This is a genomic window from Azospirillum sp. B4 (assembly GCF_000333275.1).
Taxonomy (GTDB): Bacteria; Pseudomonadota; Alphaproteobacteria; order Azospirillales; family Azospirillaceae; genus Nitrospirillum.
Genome location: NZ_BACU01000377.1, coordinates 1 through 19,452 on the forward strand (window position 1 = coordinate 1; position 19,452 = coordinate 19,452).

Sequence of the window (19,452 nt, forward strand, 5' to 3'; positions counted from 1 at the left end):
GGGAACCCCCGAAGCCGGCCGGCGTGCCCAGTAGGGGGTGTCCCAGGTGCCCATGCCCTTGTCATGATGGCCATAGACCATGGCCTTCAGCGACAGGCGGTCGTTGATGGGGTATTCCAGGGTGGTGAAACCCAGGATGTCTTCACGGTGCCGGGCGCCGTCGAAGTAGACATCGTCGGGCGTGCTGTAGGGGGCGGGGATGGCCTTGCCCGTCTGATAGGCGGTGGCGATGGCCTTGGCCAGGGTGTAGTTGTCCGAGATGTTGTCCAGCTTGTAGCCAAACTTGCCGATCAGGGCCAAGGACAGGTCCTGGTAGTCATTCTCATGCCGGTCGGAATAGTTCAGCATGGTGGTCAGCGTGCCTTCGCCCACCGGCTGCACGAACTTGCCATTGGCCTGCTGCTGCCACTGCTCGCCCTGGCCCTTCCACTTGTTGCCATGCTGGTAATCATAGCTGAGGTAGCCGCGACCGCCGCCGGCGATCTCACCCGTGTCCACGCGGCCGAAGGTGCGCACAGTGGCGTTGCTGCCGTAGGAGACGGTGCCCAGCGCGCCGGCCGTGGCGTCGGGATCGCGCGACACGAACTTCAGCGTGCCACCCAGGTTGGAGGTGGAGGCGGTGTCGAGCGCGCCGGTGCCCTGGGCCATCTGGGTCACGCCCAGGTTTTCCGAGGAGATGGCGCGGCTGATGTGCAGGCCGTTGTCGTTGGCATAGCTCATGTCGCCCAGCGGAATGCCGTCGAGCGTGAAGCCCAGCTGGTTCTGGTTGAAGCCACGCACGGAGATGCGCACCGCCCATTCGTAGGCGCCATAGGGATCGGACGCCTGGTAGTTCACGCCCGGCAGCTTGGCGATCACCTTGATCGGGCTGGCGCCGGGGACGGCGATCTGCATGTCCATGGGCGTGACGGACTGCACCTGGCGGGTCTCACCCCGGCCGAAAACGACGATTTCCTGCATGTCACTGGCGTCAGCCGCCGCGTCGGGGGCCGTCTGCGCCATGGCGCCGGCCGACATCATGATGAGCAGAGACACACCTGCCAACAACCGATTCTTCAGCATCGAATTTCCCCCTTCGATTTATTTAAAATCTTCCCCGTCCGGCAATATACGGAAGTGATACCCGCACTTTTGTCGCCGGTTTGAAGCGCATGCTGCATAGCAACGTGATGTGACTATTTCACTACAGTGCGATGACCGATCGATTTACTGACGGCGGTGTGACATTTTGGTCTAGCTCGTCCCAGACGGCTCAAACCTGGCGCGGCCGCTCCACCCCCGGCGTGGTCGTCGCCGCCACCCGCCAACGGCCGAGCGTGCGGGCCTGGTAGGGCTTGGCGTCGATGGTCACGGCCACCAGGTCGGCCGTCGCCGCCTCATGCGTCAGGGTCAGCAGGACGTAGCCCTTGGCCTGATGGTCGTTCAGCAACACCTCGGGATTCTGCGCCTTCATGATGTCGCCCAACTGGGGCAGGTGCAGTTCCTCGCCGGGCGACGGGCTGGTGATGGAACTGGCGCCGAACTCCGCCGCCACGCGGGTGGTGCCGGCGGCATCCAGCAGTTCGTTGACCCAGAAGGCGTGGCTGTCACCCGACAGCACCACGGTGTTGCCGGCGCGGCCGTCCGCCACCGCCGCCTTGATCGCGTCGTAAACCCGCTCCCGCGCCGCGGGGTAGCCGTCCCAGCCGTCCAGGTCGTAGGGTATGTCGAAGCTGGCCATGTGGACGATCTGGCCCAGACTGGCCCGCGCCGCCTCGGGCAAGGCGCCCAGCCAGCGGGCCATGCCGTCGGCGCCCAGCGCCTTTTCGATCTTGGGCGCGGCCGTGCGGGCCATCACCACCTCGTTGCCCAGCACCTGCCAGGGGGTACCGGCGGCCACCGACGCCTTCAGCGTGGTGGCCAGCCATTCCTCCTGCCGCACCCCCATCATCTGGCGCTCAGGATTGGCGCCATAGGCGCGGATGGCGTCCTCATCCGGGCCCACGGTGTAGGGGGCGGGCGCCTGGCCGCCGGCCTTCACCGCCGCCATCACCCGGGCCGCGACGCCGGTGTCGGCCACCTTGCGCCGGCCCTTGTCCGTCCCCTCATAGACCGCCAGGGGCAGATCGCCCGGCACGCTCCATTCCAACTGGCGCGACCGGGCCTGCAGGCGGGTTTCCACCATGATCAGGGTGGCGAGGTCGCCGAACTGGAAGGCGCGCTGGATTTCCTCCGCCGCCTGGCCGGGGCGCGGCTCGCGGATGGGCATCCACTCGTAATAGGCCCGCACGGCCACGGCCTCGCGCGTCAGGAACTCACCCTGGCCGTCATGGTGGTTTTCCGCGCCCCCGGCCCAGGTGTCATTGCACACCTCATGGTCGTCCCAGACGCAAATCCAGGGGGCGCGGGCGTGGGCGGCCTGCAGGTCGGGATCGCGCCGGTACTGGGCATAGCGCAGGCGATAGTCGGCCAGGGTGACGATGTCGTGCGCCGGCTCCGGAATGCGGCCCAGGCGCCGGCCGTTCTCCATGCCGTAGTCGTCGTCCTTGGCCCCGTATTCGTAGATGTAGTCGCCCAGCTCCACCACCACGTCCAGCCGGTCCAGCTTGGCGATATGGTCGTAGGCGTTGAAGTAGCCGTTGGGGTGAAGGGCACAGGTGACGGCCGCCATCACCACGCTGTCCGTCGGCCCCTGGGGCAGGGTGCGGGTGCGGCCCACGGGGGAGGTCGCGGTACCGCAGGTGAAGCGGTACCAGTAGTCCTGGCCCGGCTTCAACCCGTCCACGTCCACCTTGGCGGTGAAGTCGCGGGCGGCCGTCGCCTCCACCGTGCCGCGCCGCACCGGCCGCTGGAAGGCGGCATCGGCCGCCACCTCCCACGCCAGGCGCAGGCTGGGAACGGCGCCGTCCTCCGGCGTGATCCGGGTCCACAGCACCACACGGTCGGACAGGGGATCGCCACTGGCCACGCCGTGGCGGAAGGATGCCGGGGCACCCCCCGCCGCCAGGCCGCGCCGTGTCCCCAGGGCCAGCGGGGCCGTGGCCCCCAACAGCAGCAGCGACAGGGCCCGGCGGCGGCTCACCATGGTCATGAAACGGTCGTCCAGCGTTGCTTCGGAAGACCGTCGGTTACGCCACCCTTTTGAAAACACGGCGACAAATTGGTTAACGATTCATGACGCGCCTCAGCACCATGGCGGCACTGGCGCCGCCGTTCCGGCTGGGGCACCTTAGGCACCAGGGGTTTGACGCCTAGAGCGGAACGCGATCGGGTGGAATCACCTGATCGCGTTCCGCTCCATCATGAACAGGTTACGAGCGGGATGCGACCACACGTGATCGCGTCCCGCTCTAGGGGACACGGCAATGCGTATCGTTCTGTTGAAGGGCCAGTCGCAGTATGGCTCGCTTCGGCTGCACATCGACCAGTTGGCGACGGCCTTCACCGCCCTGGGCCATGAAGCGGTCATCGTCGACCTGGCCGCCCAAGACGCGGTGACGCGGCTGAACGCCGCACTGGCCCGGCCCGTCCAGTTCTTCTACGCCCTGAACAGCATGGGCGTGGATCTGCGCGCGGGCGACCAGACCCTGTACGACGCCGCCGACAGCCTGTTCATCACCCTGCATGTGGACCACCCCGTGCATTTGTGGGAGCGGCTGGAAACCAAGATGGACCGCCGCTTCATCGTCAGCTTCCTGGACGAGACGCACGTGAAGCTGGTGCGGGACTGCTTCCCTCCCGGGCATTTCGCCGCCCTGTCGCTGATGCCCCCCGGCGCCAACACCAGCATCCCCCCCGCCATGCCGACGGAGTCCGAGCTGTTCCGGGACTGGGCGGAGCGACGCGATATCCCCCTGCTGTTCACCGGCACCTATCGTGGCGCCCCGGACCGCCGCTGGCGGGGGGCGGAGCGCAACTTCGTCACCACCCTGTTCGACGATGCGGCCGACCTGGCGCTGAGCCAGGACACGCTGGCGCTGGAGGACGCCATCGACCAGGTGGTGGCGTCCCGGGACGTCAGCCTGCCCCCGGCCAGCCGCACCCAGCTGATCCGCAAATCGCGCGAGGTCTACCAGTATGTGGAGGCGTACCGCCGCCACCGGCTGCTGGAGACGCTGAACGCCGCCGGGGTGCGGCTGGTGGTCTACGGCAAGGGGTGGGAGAACCGGCCCTTCCCCGCCTTCGACTGGCGGGGCGAGGGCAGCTTCGAGGAGACGCTGGGCCTGCTGCGCCGCACCCGCCTGGTGCTGAACAGCAACAACAACTTCATCGCCGGCGGGCATGAGCGGGTGTTCGCCGCCCAGGTCAACGGCGCCGCCGTGGTGTCGGACGCCAGCCGTTATTACGACCGATACTACGCCGACGGTCGCGACATGCTGTTCTATCGCTGGAGCGACCTGGACGCCCTTCCGGCCCGTATCGAGGCCGCGCTGGCCGATCCCGCCGCCCTGGCGGCCGTGGCCCGCGCCGGCTTTCGCCAGGCGGCGACGCACCACACGTGGGAGGCGCGCGCCCGCCACATCCTGGGCCTGTTCGAGGCGGGGAACATCCTCACCCGTTGACCGGGACGGCTCCGGACGCGGCGATCAGGCCTGCAGAAGGTGTCGCAGGGCCCTGGCCATGGCCGCCAGCGCACCTGCGGCATCGCCATGGTCCTCCAGCGCGAACAGGCGCTGCGATGGGAACCAGGGGCGGACGCCGGTGCCCAGCGTCGTCCAGTCGCGCGAGGCGAAGCGCCAGCAGGGCGTGCCCACCGCTCCGGCCAGTTCCCCCGCCGACGTAGCCGGGCTGATCACCAGGTCACAGGCCGCCGTCAGGGCCGCCGCGGTTTCCAGGTCATCCCGAAGGTCGGCATCCTGGAAGCGGTGGAGGGTGAGGCCCATGTCACGCTTCAACGCCGCGATCTCCTCTTCAGCCGGCTGGTGGTGCAGGCTGACCGCCACCACACCAGGCAGGCTGAGCAGGGGCGCCCACTGGTCCAGCGCGGAATAGGCGCGCGACCGTTCCGTGCTGAGCTGGCCGGAGCGCCAAGCGACGCCCAGGTGGAGGGCCGGCCCCGGCACCAGGTCACGCAGGCGGTCCCGCCACCGGGCCACCTGCGCCGGATCGGGCACCACATGGCCGGACGCGGACCCACCGGCCGTGAAGCCGGACAGCACGGGCGCCAGGTACCCGGGCAGGTCACCCGCCGCCACCACAAGGTCCGCGCCGGCGGGCTCCAGCTCCGTCCTTGGCCGCCGGGGCGGCACAGGCAGGAACCGCAGGGTTGGGAAGCTGCGCTCGAACAGGCCGGCCAGCCGGGGATCGCACTCGATGGCAACGCCCCCCGCCCCCTCGGCCGCCGCCCGGGCCGCCAGGGCGGGGTAGAGGCTGGCGAACAGCAATTCGTCGCCCAGCCCCTGTTCCCGCCAGACCCGCAGGCTGCGACCACGCAGGCTTTCCCCCCGCCAGGCGGGGCGGTCGAAACGCGGCACGCCCTGCTTGCCCTCCGCCGCGAAGCGCCAGGCGTAACCCTGCCAGCCCCGCGACAGGCTGCCTGTCGTCAGGTCGATCAGGCCACGGTTGAACCGGGCCGTGGCCAGCGTGGGGTCCAGATCCACCGCTCGGCCATAACTGTCCACGGCATCGGAGAGCCGCCCCAAGTCATTCAGGCAGCGGCCCCGGTTGTTCCACACCGTCGCCTGGTCCGGCGCCAGGGCGGCGGCGCGGTCCAGCCAAGCCAGGCCCGCCCCGGCCTGGCCACCCAGGCGCACCGATTCACCCATGCCGCACAGCGCGTCGATGACCACGGGATCCGGGTTGGCCGGCACCCGCGCGGGGTCGCTGATGCCGCCCAGCGCCCGCGAGAAGGCCGCCCTGGCCGCCGCCGGCCGGTCCAGGGCCAGCAAGGCGCCCCCCAGGTTGGAGGCCGCCGCGACCAGATCCGGGGCCAGGGCCAGCGCCCGCTCATGGCAGGCGACCGCCGCTTCGGCCCGCCCCTGGGCCAGCAGGGCGTTACCCAGGTTGGTCAGCACATCCGCACGGTCCGGTTCCGCCGCCAGCGCCTGGCGGTAGCAGGCCTCCGCCTCCGCTGCCTGGCCCAGGGACTGGAGGGTGTTGCCCAGGTTGGACTGGGCGGCGGCGTAGCCCGGCGCCAGCGCCACCGCCCGCCGCAGGAAGGGCAGCCCCGCTTCCGCCCGGCCCAGTTGCGCCAGGGCAAGGCCCATGAGATGCAGGGCCACCGGCTGGTCCGGCTGCATGTCCAGCACGGCGCGATAGAGCGGCAGGGCACCGGCGGCATCACCCGCCCGGTGCCGCGCGGCGGCGTCGGCCAGCAGGCGCTCGGCGTCTGGAAGGGCGGGGGCCGTCGACGACGCCGGGAGTGAAACGGGCGGCGTGACCGGCGTCACCATGGGTGGCGGCGGCTCATCCCGCAGCCGCCGCAGGGCCTCGACCACCAGGGGCACGGTGTCGCTGGCGCGACCGTCCACGGGGGTCGGCACCACCCGCATGGCGGCGAACCAAGGCCGCACGGCGGTTCCCAACATGGACCAGTCCATGCGCGTGCCCACGCGCCAAACGGGCACCCCCAGCGCCCCGGCCATCTCCCCCACCGAGGTGGGTGCGGTGACGACCAGGTCCAGGCAGGCCATCAGGGCGCCCACCGCCTCCAGGTCCCGGCGCAGGTCGGTGTCGGCCCAGCGGTGCAGGGTGACGCCCAGGCGCGCCTCCACCTCCCGCGCCTCTTCCTCCACATTGCCATACTGCAGCATCACCGGGATGACGCCCGGCATCCGCAGCAGCGGGCCCCAGTCGGCCAGCTGGGTGTAGGCGCTGTTGCGGCCCAGGTCGCGCACCATGCTCTGCCAGCACAGGCCCACCCGCAGGCCCGGTCCCAGCACGTCCAGGCGTTGCCGCCAGAAGGACAGGCGGTCCGGGTCGGCCGTCAGATAGGGCCGCCCGCTGAAATCATCCAGTTGGCCGCGCAACAGCTGCGGCAGGCTGCCGGCGGGGATATGCAGGTCGGCGACCACCGCCTGGGCGGTGGTGAAGTCCGCCACCACGATCACTCGGCCGTCCTCCTCCGGCACGAACGACCGGGTGAAATAGCCCGTCAGCCGGGCGTCGCACTCCAGGATGATGGTGGCGTCGGGATGGGCGTCGATCAGGTCGCGGTACAGGCTGGCGAACAGCAGCTCGTCGCCCAGGCCTTGTTCCCGCCAGACCAGCAGGCGCCGGCGGCCCAGCGCCTCGCCCTGCCAGCGGGGTTGGGGGAAGCGGCGGTCCGGCGCCGCCTGGCCGGCGGCGAAGCGGGACTGTTGCCCCGCCCAGCCGGCCGCCAGCCGTCCATCCGCCAGATCCAGCAGGGCCAGATTGTAGCGCACGGCATGGAAATCCGGCCGCGCCACCAACGCCCGTTGGAATGCGTTCCGCGCGCCAGCCCGGCCCGCCGCGCCGCCTTCATCCAGCCAGGCCATGCCCAGGTTGTTGGCCGCCTCGGCATAACCGGGGTCCAGCGCCAGGGCCCGCTCATGGTGCTCCCGGGCCTCGGCCGGCCGCCGCGCGGCCACCAACGCCAAGCCCAGGTTGGTCAACGTGAAGGGGCTTTCCTCGATCGCCACGGCCGCCCGCGCCACCGCCAAGGCCCCGGCCACATCCCCGGAATTGGCCAGGGCGTGGACCTTTTCGACCATGACCTTCACATAATCCGGCCGTAGCGCCAGCGCCCGTTCGGCCGCCACCAGGGCGGCCCCCCGGTCATTCAGTTCATTATGGACGCCGGCCAGATTGCCCCAGGCCTCGGCGTAGTCGGGCGCCAGGGCGATGGCCTGGGTGAAGGCGGCGATGGCCCCGGGGAAGTCAGCCCGGGAGCGAAGGGCGCTGCCCAGGCTGTTATGGGCCTGGGCGAAGCTGGGGTCGGCCGCCACCGCCCGGCGCAGCAGATCGATACCTTCCGCCAGATCACCGTCCTGCACCGTCACCAGCCCCAACAGGTGCAGGGCGTCGGCATCACCTGGATCCCGGTCCAAGGCCTGGCGATAGAAGCGCGCCGCCGCCGCCCAGTCCCCGGCGCGGTGGGCATCCATACCGGCTTGCAGGACAGCCGCCCTATCCGCGACGGGAACGGCCGGCTGTGCGACGACGCCCTGCCGCGCCAAATCCGCCAAGGCGGCACGCATGGGGGCCACCACCGCCTCCAACGGCGCCTCCTTCGACGTCCATAGCCGCTGCGCCGGAAACCAGGGGCGGACCGGCGTGCCCAGGCTGGACCAGTTGGGCCAGCGCTGGAAACGCCAGGTGGGCACGCCCAGCGCCGCCGAGAGTTCCCCCACCGCCGTGCCGGCGGAGATCACCAGATCCAGCCCCGCCATCAGCGCCGCGACACCGTCCTGATCGTCGCGCAAGTCGAGATCGTCCCACAGATGCAATACGGCGCCGGTGGCGGCGGACGCGGCCGCGATTTCGGCGCCGGCGTCGCCGGCGCGGGCGTCATACTGCAGGACGATGAAATGAACGCCGGGCGTGGCCAGCAGCGGCGCCATCTGCGCCAGGCTGAGATAGGTGCCCTCGCGCGCCAGGGTCCGCAGGCCGCTGCGCCAGCACAGCCCCACCTTCAGCCCGGGCCCCAGGGCCGCCAGGCGATCCCGCCACAGGGCGGCCCGGTCGGCGTCCGGCCGCAGCCAAGGCGCCGCGTCCAGCGGGAAATGGGCTAGGCGGGACCGCAGCAGCGCCGGCAGGCCACCAAGCGGCACATGGAAATCAGCGTCACGCGGCGTGTCCGTGCGGCCCCTGACCTCCAACTCCAGGCCCGCCGGCCCCAGGGGGCTGAGAACGCGCGTCACCACGGCCACGAGCCGCGCGTCCAGTTCCACCACCAGCCGCCGGCAGGACCGGGGGCCCAGCCAACGCATCAGGTCGGGCAGGCAGGAAGCGAAGAGGATCTCATCCCCCAGCCCCTGCTCGCCCCAGACCAGCAGAGCGCGTCCGCGCAGGTCGCCGCCGGTCCAGGCGGGCAGCGCCAGGTCGGGACGGCCCGGGCCATCGGGGGTGGAGAAGCGGGCGGGATAGTCCCGCCAGCCCGCGTCAAGATCGCCCTGCTCCAGCGCGGCCAGCGACAGGTTCCAGCGCGCCAGGGCCCAGCCGGGGCGCAAGGCCAGCGCCTGGGCGTAATGGGTACGGGCCTCAGCCGCCTGGCGCAGATCGGTCAGCACCAACCCCAGGTTCAGGTGGGCGTCGGCGTTGTCCGGCTGACGCGCCAACACCATCCGTAAGTGGCGGGCGGCCAGCTGTGGTTGGTGCAGCAACTGGTGCAGGTTGGCCAGGCCGACATGCGCCTCAGCCGCATCCGGGTCCAGGGCGAGGGCCCGCTCGAAAGCGGCCTTCGCGGCATCCGGCCGTTCCAGCGCCATCAGCGCCACGCCCAGGTTGACCCAGCCGCCGACCCAATCGGGATCCGCCGCCGTGGCCCGCCGCTGCGCCTCAACCGCACCCGGCAAGTCGCCCAGCGCGCTCAGAGTGAGCCCGCGATTGGCATGCAGGACCGCCCGGTCAGGGGCCAGCCGCACGGCACGGTCATGGCAGCGCAGGGCGTCACCGGCCTGCCCCATGCCCAGCAGCGCCAACCCCAGGCCGGACAGGGCATCAGGGTTGTCCGGGGCGGTGGACAGCAGCTGGCGATAGCGCACCGCCGCCTCGGCCCAGCGCTCCTGCCGCCGCAGCAAGCCGGCCAAGGCCGCCAGGGCCCCAGCATGCCCGCCGTCGGCGGCGGCGCCCAGCAGAGCCAGCGCTTGGTTCGTGTCCCCCCGGTCGCGGGCGGCCGTGCCGTCGCGGAACCGCGCGTCGGCGGTCACGGATTGGGCGCTTTGGCGGTGGGGAACGGCTGGAGCCGGACGGGCGAGATCCGCCAGCAGGCGGGCCACCTCAGGCAACGCGTCGCCGACACCCCAACTCCCGGACGGAAAACAGGCCCGCTGCGAGGGGAACCAAGGCCGCACGCGGGTGCCGAGGCGCGTCCACTCCTCCGTCGGTCCCAGGCGCCAGCATGGTACGCCCAGCGCGCCCGCCAGCTCCGACACGGCGGTGCCGGCGGTGACCACCAGATCCAGGCCGGCCATCAGGGCGGCGACGCCGTCCAGGTCGTCCCTCAGGTCCAGGTCCGGCCAGCGGTGGATGCGCACGCCGAATCTGGCCTCGACCGCCGCGATCTCCGGCTCGGCCACGTCCTGGTCGTATTGCAGGCTGACGAAGCGGATACCAGGCAGCCGCAACAGCGGCGCCCAGTCATCCAGGGGCGGATACAGTCCCTGGCGTTCCTCCACCATCAGGCCGCTGCGCCAGCAAAGACCCACTTTGAGGCCCTCACCCAGCACCGTCAGACGATCGGCCCAAGAACTGGCCAGAACCGCGTCCGCCGTCAGGTAAGCGGTGGGCGTGGTGACGAAATGGCCAAGCGTGGGCCGCAGCAAGGCGGGCAGGTCGCCCGCGTCGAGCGCCACATCCGCCGCCGATGCCAAGCGACCTTCCGCCAGGACACCGCCGGGCGCGATCAGGGCGGCGGGGAAGGCGCGGCCGAACAGGCGGGCGAGGCGGGGGTCGCAGTCGATCACCACCCGTCCCGCCCCACAGGTCCTGATCAGATCCGGATACAGGCCGGCGAACAGTAGTTCGTCACCCAGGCCCTGTTCCCGCCGCAACCACAGCGTACCGCCCCCCAGATCCTGGCCGCGCCAGGCGGGGGCCGGCAGAGGTGGCCGACGGCCCTTCCGCGCCGCGCCGCGCATGGCATAGCCCTGCCATCCCCCCGCCAGGTCGCCGCGGGCCAACTGGGCCAGCCCGATGTTGAAGCGGGTCAGCGGCTGGTCCGGTTCGCGCGCCAGCGCCGCGGCGAACCATGGTTCCGCCTCCGCCAGGCGGCCTTGGGCCACCAGGGCCGTGCCCACGTTGCCATGGGCGTGCGCCAGGCCGGGGGCCAGGACCGTCGCCCGCCGGGCCAGGGTCTCCGCCCGGGTTGCGGCGCCGCGGGCCGTCAGCACCCCCGCGAGGTTCACCAGCGTCTCCGCCCGGTCCGGGCCGAGGCGCAACGCCTCCGTCAGCATCGCCTCGGCCCCCGCCAGGTCGCCGCGGTCGCGCAACAGCGCGCCCAGGTTGGACGCCGCCGCCGCCAGGGCGGGATCCAGCGCCAGCGCCTTGCGGTAGGCTTGTTCCGCCGCCTCGGCTCGCCCCAGCTGACCCAGGATGTTGCCCAGGTTGTTGGCGGGCATGGCCGCCTGGTCGGGCGGCAGCAGGGTCAGCGCCTGTTCGATGGCGCCGACCGCGCCGTCGCCGTCCCCTAAATTGAATCGGGCCAGGCCCAACAAATGCCAGGCCTGGGCGCGCACGGGCCGCGGTTGCCCTTCCTGGCGCGCCAACGCCTCGAACGCCGCCGCCGCCTCGGCATTGCGCCCGGCGGCCATGAGGTCGTATGCCTCCGCCAGGGTCAGGGTGGGCTGGGATGGCACCGCTTTTATTTTGATACTGGAATCAACTAGCGAAACCAGATGTTCCCGCGCCGTTCGCAGCGCATCCGCGACGTTGGCGCCCGGGAAGACACGCATGGCCGGGTACCACGGGCGCACGCGCGTCCCCAGCATGGACCAGTCGGCCTCCTGCTCTATACGCCAGATGGGCACGCCCAGGGCGCCGGCCAGTTCCCCGACGGAGGTGGGGGCGGTGATGACCAGGTCGAGGGCCAACATCAGGGCGGCCACGCCCTCAAGGTCGTTGCGCTGGTCCAGGTCCGTGAAGCGGTAGGGAACGGGAAGCCCCCGGGCCACGGCGGCCTGCCGCTCCGCCGTGACGTCATTGTACTGCAGGTCGACCCAGACCACGCCGGGCACCGCCATCAGCGGCGCCCACTGCGCCAAGCCCACGTAATTGCCGTCCCGGTGCAGGCCCCTCAGTCCGGACGTCCAGCAGATGCCCACCTTCAACCCCGGCCCCAGCGTGGCCAGGCGCCCGCGCCAGCCGGCCACGGCCATCGGATCGGCCGTAAGCCAGCCGCCTTCCCGCCCGGCGAAGGCAGCCAGATGGCCGGCGAACAGGCCCGGCAGGTCCCCTGCGGGCAGGTGCAGGTCGAAATCCCCGGCCACACCCCGGTCAGCCCGCACTTCCACCCTGTCCATCGTGTCAGCGTCCAGGACGCCGCGCAGATGGCGGGTCACCAGCCCCACCAGCCGCGGCTCGGTATCGATAACGACGCTGCCGCCCTCCGCCAAGGCGGCGCGTACGGCCCGGCTGTAAAGGGAGGAGAACATGATCTCATCCCCCAGCCCTTGTTCCCGCCACAGCAGCAGGCGGCGGCCGCGTAAGGCATCGCCCGCCCAGCGCGGTCGATCGGCATGACGGTTCGGCTTTATATTTCCGGATTCGAAACGATAGGCGTAGTCCGCCCAGCCCCCGGGCAGGTCACCCTGCACCAGGCGCACCAGGGCCCGGTCCCAGTGCGCGACCGCATGTCCGGGGACGGCGTCCAGCACGGCGGTGAACGCGGCCTCGGCCCCCGCCATGTCCCCCAGCCATTGGCGCGCGGTTCCCAGGTTGAGCAGGGCGCCGGGGTGCCCCGGCACCAGCGCCAAGGCCTTCTGGGCCATGGCGTCCGCGCCTTTGGCGTTTCCCATCAGGCGCAACAGCTCCCCCAGGCCGAGATAGGTGTCCACCTGGCCGGCATCGATATCCAGCAGCGCCTTGTAGGCCGCCATCGCCGCCGCGCTGTCGTGCAGCTGGCGCGCCGCGTTGGCCAGTGATTTCCAGGCGGATATGGAGCGCGGGGCCAGGCGCACCGCCCGCCGCAGGATGGGCAGCGCGGCCTCCGCCGCCTCCTGCTCCACCAGCAGCAGGCCAAGGTTCTCCAGCGTGCCGATGTCATCCGGCCGACGGGCCAGGGCCTGTTCCAGCAGGGCTCGCCCCTCCGCCGTGCGGCCCTGCTGGTGGCAGGCCACACCGCAGAGGTTCAGCGCATCGGGCTGGCCGGGATCCAGGGCCAGGATGCGGCGATATAGGGCTTCCGCCTCCGCCACGGCGCCGGCACGGTGCCGGTCCATGGCCTGGGCCAGCAGGGCCCCGATGACCTGGCCATCCCCGCTAGCCCCCGTCCCACCCGTCGTCGCACCCGTGCCGGTCCGGCCATGGACCATATTCCACCTGTCAGGAACATTGTTTTGAGGATGAAGCGCCAGCACACCCCTTAACGGCATGCGGCCACCCGTGTAACCACCCCATTAGGATAGCAGTTGTGGGGTGATTACATAAACCACACAGATTGTTGATACTTGCAGCGCTGTTGGCGCTATACTCCCACCGCCCGCCGCCGCCCGCCGCTGTACAGGGGGACGGGCGTGGTGGACGGAAAATGGTAGGGTAAAAGCCGGGAATTGGCGACACCGCCGGGTGACGGCGGCACGAAGGCGATCTCCATAAATCTTACAGGCCAGGGAAACGGCCCCGGCGGCGGCGGGAGCAGAAATGACGTCGAAATTCCTCAAGTCGGCCCTGGCCGATTTCAACGGCGCCTCCATCCTGATCACCGGGGGCACCGGCTCCTTCGGTCGCCAGTTCGTCCGCTTCCTGCTGGAAAACGCCAAACCCCGCCGCCTCATCATCTTCTCCCGCGATGAGTTCAAACAGTACGAGATGCAGCAGCAGTTGGGCACGGCCCATGAGGGTGTGCTGCGCTTCTTCATCGGCGATGTGCGCGACCGCACCCGGCTGGAACTGGCCATGCGCGAGGTGGACTACTGCGTCCACGCCGCCGCGCTGAAACACGTGCCCACCGCCGAATACAACCCCATCGAATGCATCCGCACCAATATCTATGGCGCGGAGAACGTGGTGCACGCGGCCCTGGCCGCCGGGGTGCGCAAGGTCATCGCCTTGTCCACCGACAAGGCCGCCAGCCCCATCAACCTGTATGGCGCCAGCAAGCTGGCGTCCGACAAGATCTTCGTGGCGTCCAACAATCTGTCGGGCTCCGTCGGCACCCGCTTCTCCGTGGTGCGCTATGGCAACGTGGTGGGATCGCGGGGCAGCGTCATCCCCCTGTTCCGCAAGCTGATCCAGGAAGGCGCCACGGAACTGCCCATCACGGACGAGCGCATGACGCGCTTCTGGATCACCCTGCAGCATGGGGTTGAGTTCGTCGCGTCCTGCTTCGGCATGATGCAGGGTGGCGAAATCTACGTTCCCAAGATCCCCAGCATGCGGGTGGGCGATTTGGCGCACTGCATGGCCCCGGGCCTGCCTCACAAGGTCATCGGCATCCGCCCCGGCGAGAAGCTGCACGAGGTGATGATCACCGAGGACGACAGCCGCCAGACCTTCGAGATGGACGATCGCTACGTCATCGAGCCGGCCTTCAACTGGTGGACGCGCCAGGCCTATGTCAAGCTGGGGGCCAAGGCGGTGCCCGACGGCTTCAGCTATCGCAGTGACACCAACACCGATTGGCTGACGGCCGAAGGCCTGGCCGCCCTGCTGCAGAAGCCGTGATGGCCGCCGACGCCCCCCCCCGCCCCGGGGCCTTCCTGCCCTATGGCCGGCAAGCGGTGGATGAGGAGGACATCGCCGCCGTCGCCGCCGTGCTGCGCGGCGCCTGGCTGACCCAGGGCCCCACCGTCACCCGGTTTGAGCAGGCCTTCGCCCAGGTGGTGGGTGCACGCCATGCCGTCGCCTGCGCCAACGGCACCGCGGCCCTGCACCTGGCCTGCCTGGCGCTGGACCTGAAGCCCGGCGACGCGCTGGTGGTGCCCAGCGTCACCTTCCTGGCCACCGCCAACGCCGCCCGCTATTGCGGGGCGGAGGTGGCGTTCGCCGACGTCGATCCCGAAACCGGCCTGATGGGTCGGGCCCAGGCCGAGGCCGCCATCGCCCGTGCGGACGCCGCGGGCTGGCGGGTGCGGGCCCTGGCGCCGGTGCACCTGGCCGGGCAGGCGGTAGACCTGGACGCCCTGGCGGACCTGGCCGGCGCCCGGGACCTGGCCATCATCGAGGACGCCTGCCACGCCGTGGGCAGCCGCAAGGCGACCCACGCCGGTGATCTGATCCCCATCGGCGCCTGCGACCGGTCAGCCATGGCCTGCTTCTCCTTCCACCCCGTCAAGACCATCGCGGCCGGCGAGGGCGGCATGGTCACCACCAATGACGATGCCCTGGCCGGGGCGCTGCGCCGTTTCGTCAGCCACGGCATGGTGCGGGACGCGGCGGCCTTCCAGGACCGGAACGCCGCCTTCGCCGCCGACGGGGGCGCCAATCCCTGGTACTACGAGATGCCGCAGCCGGGGTTCAACTATCGCCTGACCGACATCCAGGCCGCCCTGGGCCTGAGCCAGTTGGGCAAGTTGGACCGCTTCGCCCACCGCCGGGCGGAGATGGTGGCGCGCTATGACGAACGCCTGGCCCCCCTGGCCCCCGCCATCCGGCCGGCCGGCCGCAGCGGCGGGCGGCCCGCCTGGCATCTCTATGTCGTGCTGATCGATTTCGCGGCGCTGGGCATGGACCGCGCCGCCGCCATGGCCTGCCTGCGTGAGCAGGGGGTGGGAAGCCAGGTGCACTACATCCCCGTGCACCGCCAGCCCTACTACCGCGCGCGGTACGGCGACCTGGATCTGCCGGGGGCGGAGGGCTGGTATGGGGCTTGCCTGTCCCTGCCGCTGTTCCCGGCCATGAGCGACGGCGATGTCGACCGGGTGGTGGCGGCGCTGGAGCGGTTGACCGGGCCCTGAAGCGGGATGGGCGCCAGCCCCGAATCCATTTATGCCTAGACTGACAGGATCAAGAACCATGTCCGATCACAGCTTCCCCCATCACGGCGTCGACGTGGTCACCGGGGGCGCCGGTTTCATCGGCAGCCATCTGATCGACGCCCTGCTGGCGGCGGGCCGGCAGGTGGTGGCGGTGGACAACCTGGCCGTCGGCCGCCTGGCAAATCTTGCCCACCATAAGGAAAATCCCGCCCTGCGCTTCGTCGAGGGCGACGTGGCCGACCGCGCCCTGATGCGGGACGTCATCAAGGGCGCCGACCGGGTGTTCCACCTGGCCGCCATGGCCGACATCGTGCCGTCGGTGCAAAACCCGGCCACCTACTATGATGCCAACGTCAACGGCTGCTTCTCCGTGGCGGAGGCCGCGCGCGCCGCCGGCGTGCGCCGGCTGATGTACGCGGCCTCGTCCTCCTGCTATGGCATCCCGGCGCACTACCCCACGGCGGAGGACGCGGCCATCGACCCGCGCTACCCCTACGCCCTGACCAAGAACCTGGGCGAGCAGTTGTTGTTGCATTGGGCCACGCTGTATGACTTGCCGGTGGTCAGCCTGCGCCTGTTCAACGTCTATGGTCCCCGGGCCCGCACCAGTGGCACCTATGGTGCCGTGTTCGGCGTGTTCCTGGCGCAGAAGCTGGCGGGCAAGCCCATCACCATCGTGGGCGATGGGACCCAGACGCGCGACTTCACCTATGTCAGCGACGTCGTCTCCGCCTTCCTGACGGCGGCGGACAAGGGCCGCAGCGGCCGGATCTACAATGTCGGCAGCGGTGGCACCGTCAGCGTCAACCGGCTGGTGGAGCTGATCGGCACGGACGGGGTGGAATATATTCCCAAGCGCCCGGGGGAGCCGGACTGCACCTTCGCCGACATCACCAGGATCACGACGGAGTTGGGCTGGAAGCCGCAGGTCACGATCGAGGACGGCGTGGCCCGACTCTTGCAAAATCTCGACTATTGGCGTGATGCACCCGTATGGACTACAGGAACCATCGCCGACGCCACGAAGGACTGGTTCCGGTACATCAAAGGCTGATCGGGAATGGACGGTACAAAATTGACCGATACTGACGGGCACAAGGCCCCCACCCCCCGCGCGCCCACCCGGGGCCCCACGCGGAACAAGGTTCGTACTTTGGAGGAGATCGCCGCCATCGCGGCCCAGGCCCGCGCGGCCGGGCACGGGGTGGTGCTGGCGCACGGCGTCTTCGACCTGCTGCACCTGGGCCATGTCCGCCACCTGGAAGAGGCGCGGCGCTTCGGCGACATGCTGGTGGTGACCCTGACGGCCGACCGCCACGTCAACAAGGGCCCCGGCCGGCCCGTGTTCTCCGAACAGCTGCGCGCCCAGATGGTGGCGGCGCTGGAGCATGTCGACTACGTCGCCATCAGCACGGAACAGACGGCCGTGGGCGTGCTGCACACCATCAAGCCCTCGGTCTACGTCAAGGGCTCGGAATACGCCAACGACGCCGACGACATCACCGGCGGCATCATTGATGAGCGCAACGCGGTGGAGGCCCACGGCGGCCGCGTCGCCTTCACCGACGACATCACCTTCAGTTCGTCCTCGCTGATCAACAAATACCTGGGCGTCTATGACGCCGACCTGCAGGCCTATCTGGAAATGGCGCGGGAGCAGGACATGCTGCCCCGCCTGCTGCAGGCCATCGAATCCGTGCGCGACTTCAAGGTCCTGCTGGTGGGCGACACCATCATCGACGAATACCGCTACGTCCAGCCGATGTCGAAGTCGCCCAAGGAGAACATGATCGCCACCCTGTTCCGCGACAAGGAGACGTTCGCGGGTGGCGTCATCGCGGCGGCGAACCATGTGGCGGCCTTCTGCCGCCAGGTGGACGTGCTGACCTGCCTGGGCGAGACCCATTCCTTCGCCGACTTGGTGACCGACAGCCTGAAGCCCAACGTGCGGGTGGAAAGCATCACCCGCGCGGGCAAGCCCACCACCCGCAAGACCCGCTTCGTCGACAGCGGCTACATGCGCAAGCTGTTCGAAGTCTATGAGATGGACGACGCGCCGCTGGACGAGGACGAGGCGGACAGCCTGACCCGCCTGATCGCGGAGAGGGCGGGCGACTACGACCTGGTCATCGCCACCGACTTCGGCCATGGCATGATCACCGAACCGGTGATCCAGGCCCTGACCCAGCATGCCAAGTTCCTGGCGGTCAACACCCAGACCAACAGCGCCAACGTTGGCTACAACCTGATCACCCGCTATCCCCGCGCCGACTATATCTGCATCGACGCGCCGGAGGCGCGGCTGGCCCTGTCGGACAAGTTCACCGACATCGCCATCATCGCGTCGGAAAGGCTGCCCCAGCGCATGCGGTGCGACCGCCTGATCGTCACCCAGGGCAAGCTGGGCTGCGTCGCCTTCGACAAATCCAAGGGTACGCACCGCATCCCGGCCTTCACCAACATGGTGGTGGACACGGTGGGGGCGGGCGACGCCTTCCTGGCGGTCAGCTCACCCCTGGTGGCGGCGGGCGTGGACATGGACATCGTCGCCTTCATCGGCAACGCCGCCGGCGCCATCAAGGTGGGCATCGTCGGCCACCGCCGGTCGGTGGAAAAGCCGCCGCTGGTGAAGTTCCTGACCGCCATCCTGAAATGAACCCGGGGCAGTATCGGCCCCAACCTGCCAGTCCCTGAACGGAAAAGAACCCATGACGCCCGAGAGCCCCCGCACCTGGCACGTCCTCGTCACCGGCGGCGCCGGCTATGTCGGCAGTCGGCTGATCCCCGCGCTGCTGCAGGCCGGCCACACCGTCACGGTCCTGGACCTCTACATCTACGGCGACGTCTTCGCCGACCTGGCCGACAATCCCAGGCTGATCCAGGTGAAGGGCGACCTGCGTGACGCGGCCACCGTGGAAAAGGCCCTGGCCGGCTGCGACGCCGTCATCCACCTGGCCTGCATCTCCAACGACCCCAGCTTCGACCTGAACCCCGACCTGGGCCGGTCCATCAACTACGACTGCTTCCGCCCCCTGGTGCGGGCGGCCAAGGCCGCCGGCGTGACACGCTTCATCTACGCGTCCTCCTCCTCCGTCTACGGCATCAAGGAGGAGGAGAACGTGACCGAGGATTTGGCCTTGGAGCCGCTGACCGACTATTCCAAGTTCAAAGCCATGTGCGAGGATGTGCTGGAGGAGGAACGGGAAGCGGGCTTCACCACCCTGACCATCCGCCCGGCCACGGTCTGCGGCTATGCCCCCCGTCTGCGCCTGGACCTGTCGGTCAACATCCTGACCAACCACGCCATCAACGCCGGCAAGATCAAGGTGTTTGGCGGCAGCCAGAAGCGCCCCAACATCCATATCGACGACATGGTGGCGCTGTACCTGCGGACCCTGCAGTGGGACGACGCCCAGATCAATGGCAAGATCTACAACGCCGGCTATGAGAACCACACCATCATGCAGATCGCCGAGATGGTGCGCGACGTGGTGGGCGCCGGCACGGCCATCGAGGTGACGCCGACCAACGACCTGCGCTCCTACCACATCTCGTCCGACAAGATCCGGCGGGAACTGGGCTTCGTCCCCACCCACACCATCAGCGACGCCGTGCGCGACCTTAAGGCCGCCTTCGACGCGGGCCAAGTGCCGAACTCGATGGACGACAGCCGCTACTTCAACATCAAGAAGATGCAAGAGATCGGGCTGAAGTGAGG

General features: G+C 69.8%; 9 protein-coding genes. 6 read left to right on the forward strand and 3 right to left on the reverse strand.

Annotated features, from left to right (window positions below):
* Positions 1-1,035: TonB-dependent receptor plug domain-containing protein (locus I55_RS16685; protein ID WP_159107219.1), on the reverse strand; the 1,035-nt coding region annotated here is incomplete at its 3' end.
* 217 nt (positions 1,036-1,252) lie between these two features.
* Positions 1,253-3,070 (reverse strand): alkaline phosphatase, encoded by a 1,818-nt coding sequence (locus tag I55_RS16690; RefSeq protein ID WP_044561710.1) that lies wholly within the window; start codon positions 3,068-3,070, stop codon positions 1,253-1,255.
* A gap of 274 nt (positions 3,071-3,344) precedes the next feature.
* Between I55_RS16690 and I55_RS16695 the strand changes: the two genes are divergently transcribed.
* Positions 3,345-4,541, forward strand: a complete 1,197-nt coding sequence (locus I55_RS16695; protein ID WP_044561711.1) for a glycosyltransferase — start codon at positions 3,345-3,347, stop codon at positions 4,539-4,541.
* Between the two features lie 24 nt (positions 4,542-4,565).
* On the opposite strand, the gene I55_RS38520 is transcribed toward I55_RS16695, so the two are convergent.
* Positions 4,566-13,130: a tetratricopeptide repeat protein gene (locus tag I55_RS38520; protein ID WP_049974208.1), complete on the reverse strand. Its 8,565-nt coding sequence runs from the start codon at positions 13,128-13,130 to the stop codon at positions 4,566-4,568.
* 328 nt (positions 13,131-13,458) lie between these two features.
* On the opposite strand from I55_RS38520, the gene pseB reads away from it, so the two are divergent.
* Genes pseB through I55_RS16725 form a run of 5 tightly spaced genes read left to right on the forward strand, consistent with a single transcriptional unit; the run spans position 13,459 to position 19,450 of the window.
* The gene (gene pseB / locus I55_RS16705) at positions 13,459-14,481 is read left to right on the forward strand and encodes a UDP-N-acetylglucosamine 4,6-dehydratase (inverting) (protein ID WP_044561712.1); all 1,023 of its coding nucleotides are present in this window, start codon (positions 13,459-13,461) and stop codon (positions 14,479-14,481) included.
* Positions 14,481-15,713, forward strand: a complete 1,233-nt coding sequence (pseC, locus tag I55_RS16710) for a UDP-4-amino-4,6-dideoxy-N-acetyl-beta-L-altrosamine transaminase (protein WP_044561713.1) — start codon at positions 14,481-14,483, stop codon at positions 15,711-15,713. The genes pseB and pseC overlap by 1 nt, the downstream gene beginning before the upstream one ends.
* A 58-nt stretch (positions 15,714-15,771) precedes the next feature.
* Entirely contained in the window at positions 15,772-16,788 is a 1,017-nt protein-coding gene (locus I55_RS16715; RefSeq protein WP_044561714.1) for an SDR family oxidoreductase, read from the forward strand.
* 21 nt (positions 16,789-16,809) lie between these two features.
* A complete protein-coding gene (locus I55_RS16720) occupies positions 16,810-18,390 on the forward strand; it encodes a PfkB family carbohydrate kinase (protein WP_049974210.1) in 1,581 nt (526 codons plus the stop codon).
* A gap of 52 nt (positions 18,391-18,442) precedes the next feature.
* The gene (locus tag I55_RS16725) at positions 18,443-19,450 is read left to right on the forward strand and encodes an NAD(P)-dependent oxidoreductase (RefSeq protein WP_044561716.1); all 1,008 of its coding nucleotides are present in this window, start codon (positions 18,443-18,445) and stop codon (positions 19,448-19,450) included.
* The last annotated feature ends 2 nt before the right edge of the window (positions 19,451-19,452 follow it).

Excerpts from the sequence above, each read along its gene's own strand:
- pseB (WP_044561712.1), top strand. The coding sequence starts at position 13,459 with ATGACGTCGAAATTCCTCAAGTCGGCCCTGGCCGATTTCAACGGCGCC.
- pseC (WP_044561713.1), top strand. The coding sequence starts at position 14,481 with ATGGCCGCCGACGCCCCCCCCCGCCCCGGGGCCTTCCTGCCCTATGGC.
- I55_RS16715 (WP_044561714.1), top strand. The coding sequence starts at position 15,772 with ATGTCCGATCACAGCTTCCCCCATCACGGCGTCGACGTGGTCACCGGG.
- I55_RS16695 (WP_044561711.1), top strand. The coding sequence starts at position 3,345 with ATGCGTATCGTTCTGTTGAAGGGCCAGTCGCAGTATGGCTCGCTTCGG.
- I55_RS38520 (WP_049974208.1), bottom strand. The coding sequence starts at position 13,130 with ATGGTCCATGGCCGGACCGGCACGGGTGCGACGACGGGTGGGACGGGG.
- I55_RS16725 (WP_044561716.1), top strand. The coding sequence starts at position 18,443 with ATGACGCCCGAGAGCCCCCGCACCTGGCACGTCCTCGTCACCGGCGGC.
- I55_RS16690 (WP_044561710.1), bottom strand. The coding sequence starts at position 3,070 with ATGACCATGGTGAGCCGCCGCCGGGCCCTGTCGCTGCTGCTGTTGGGG.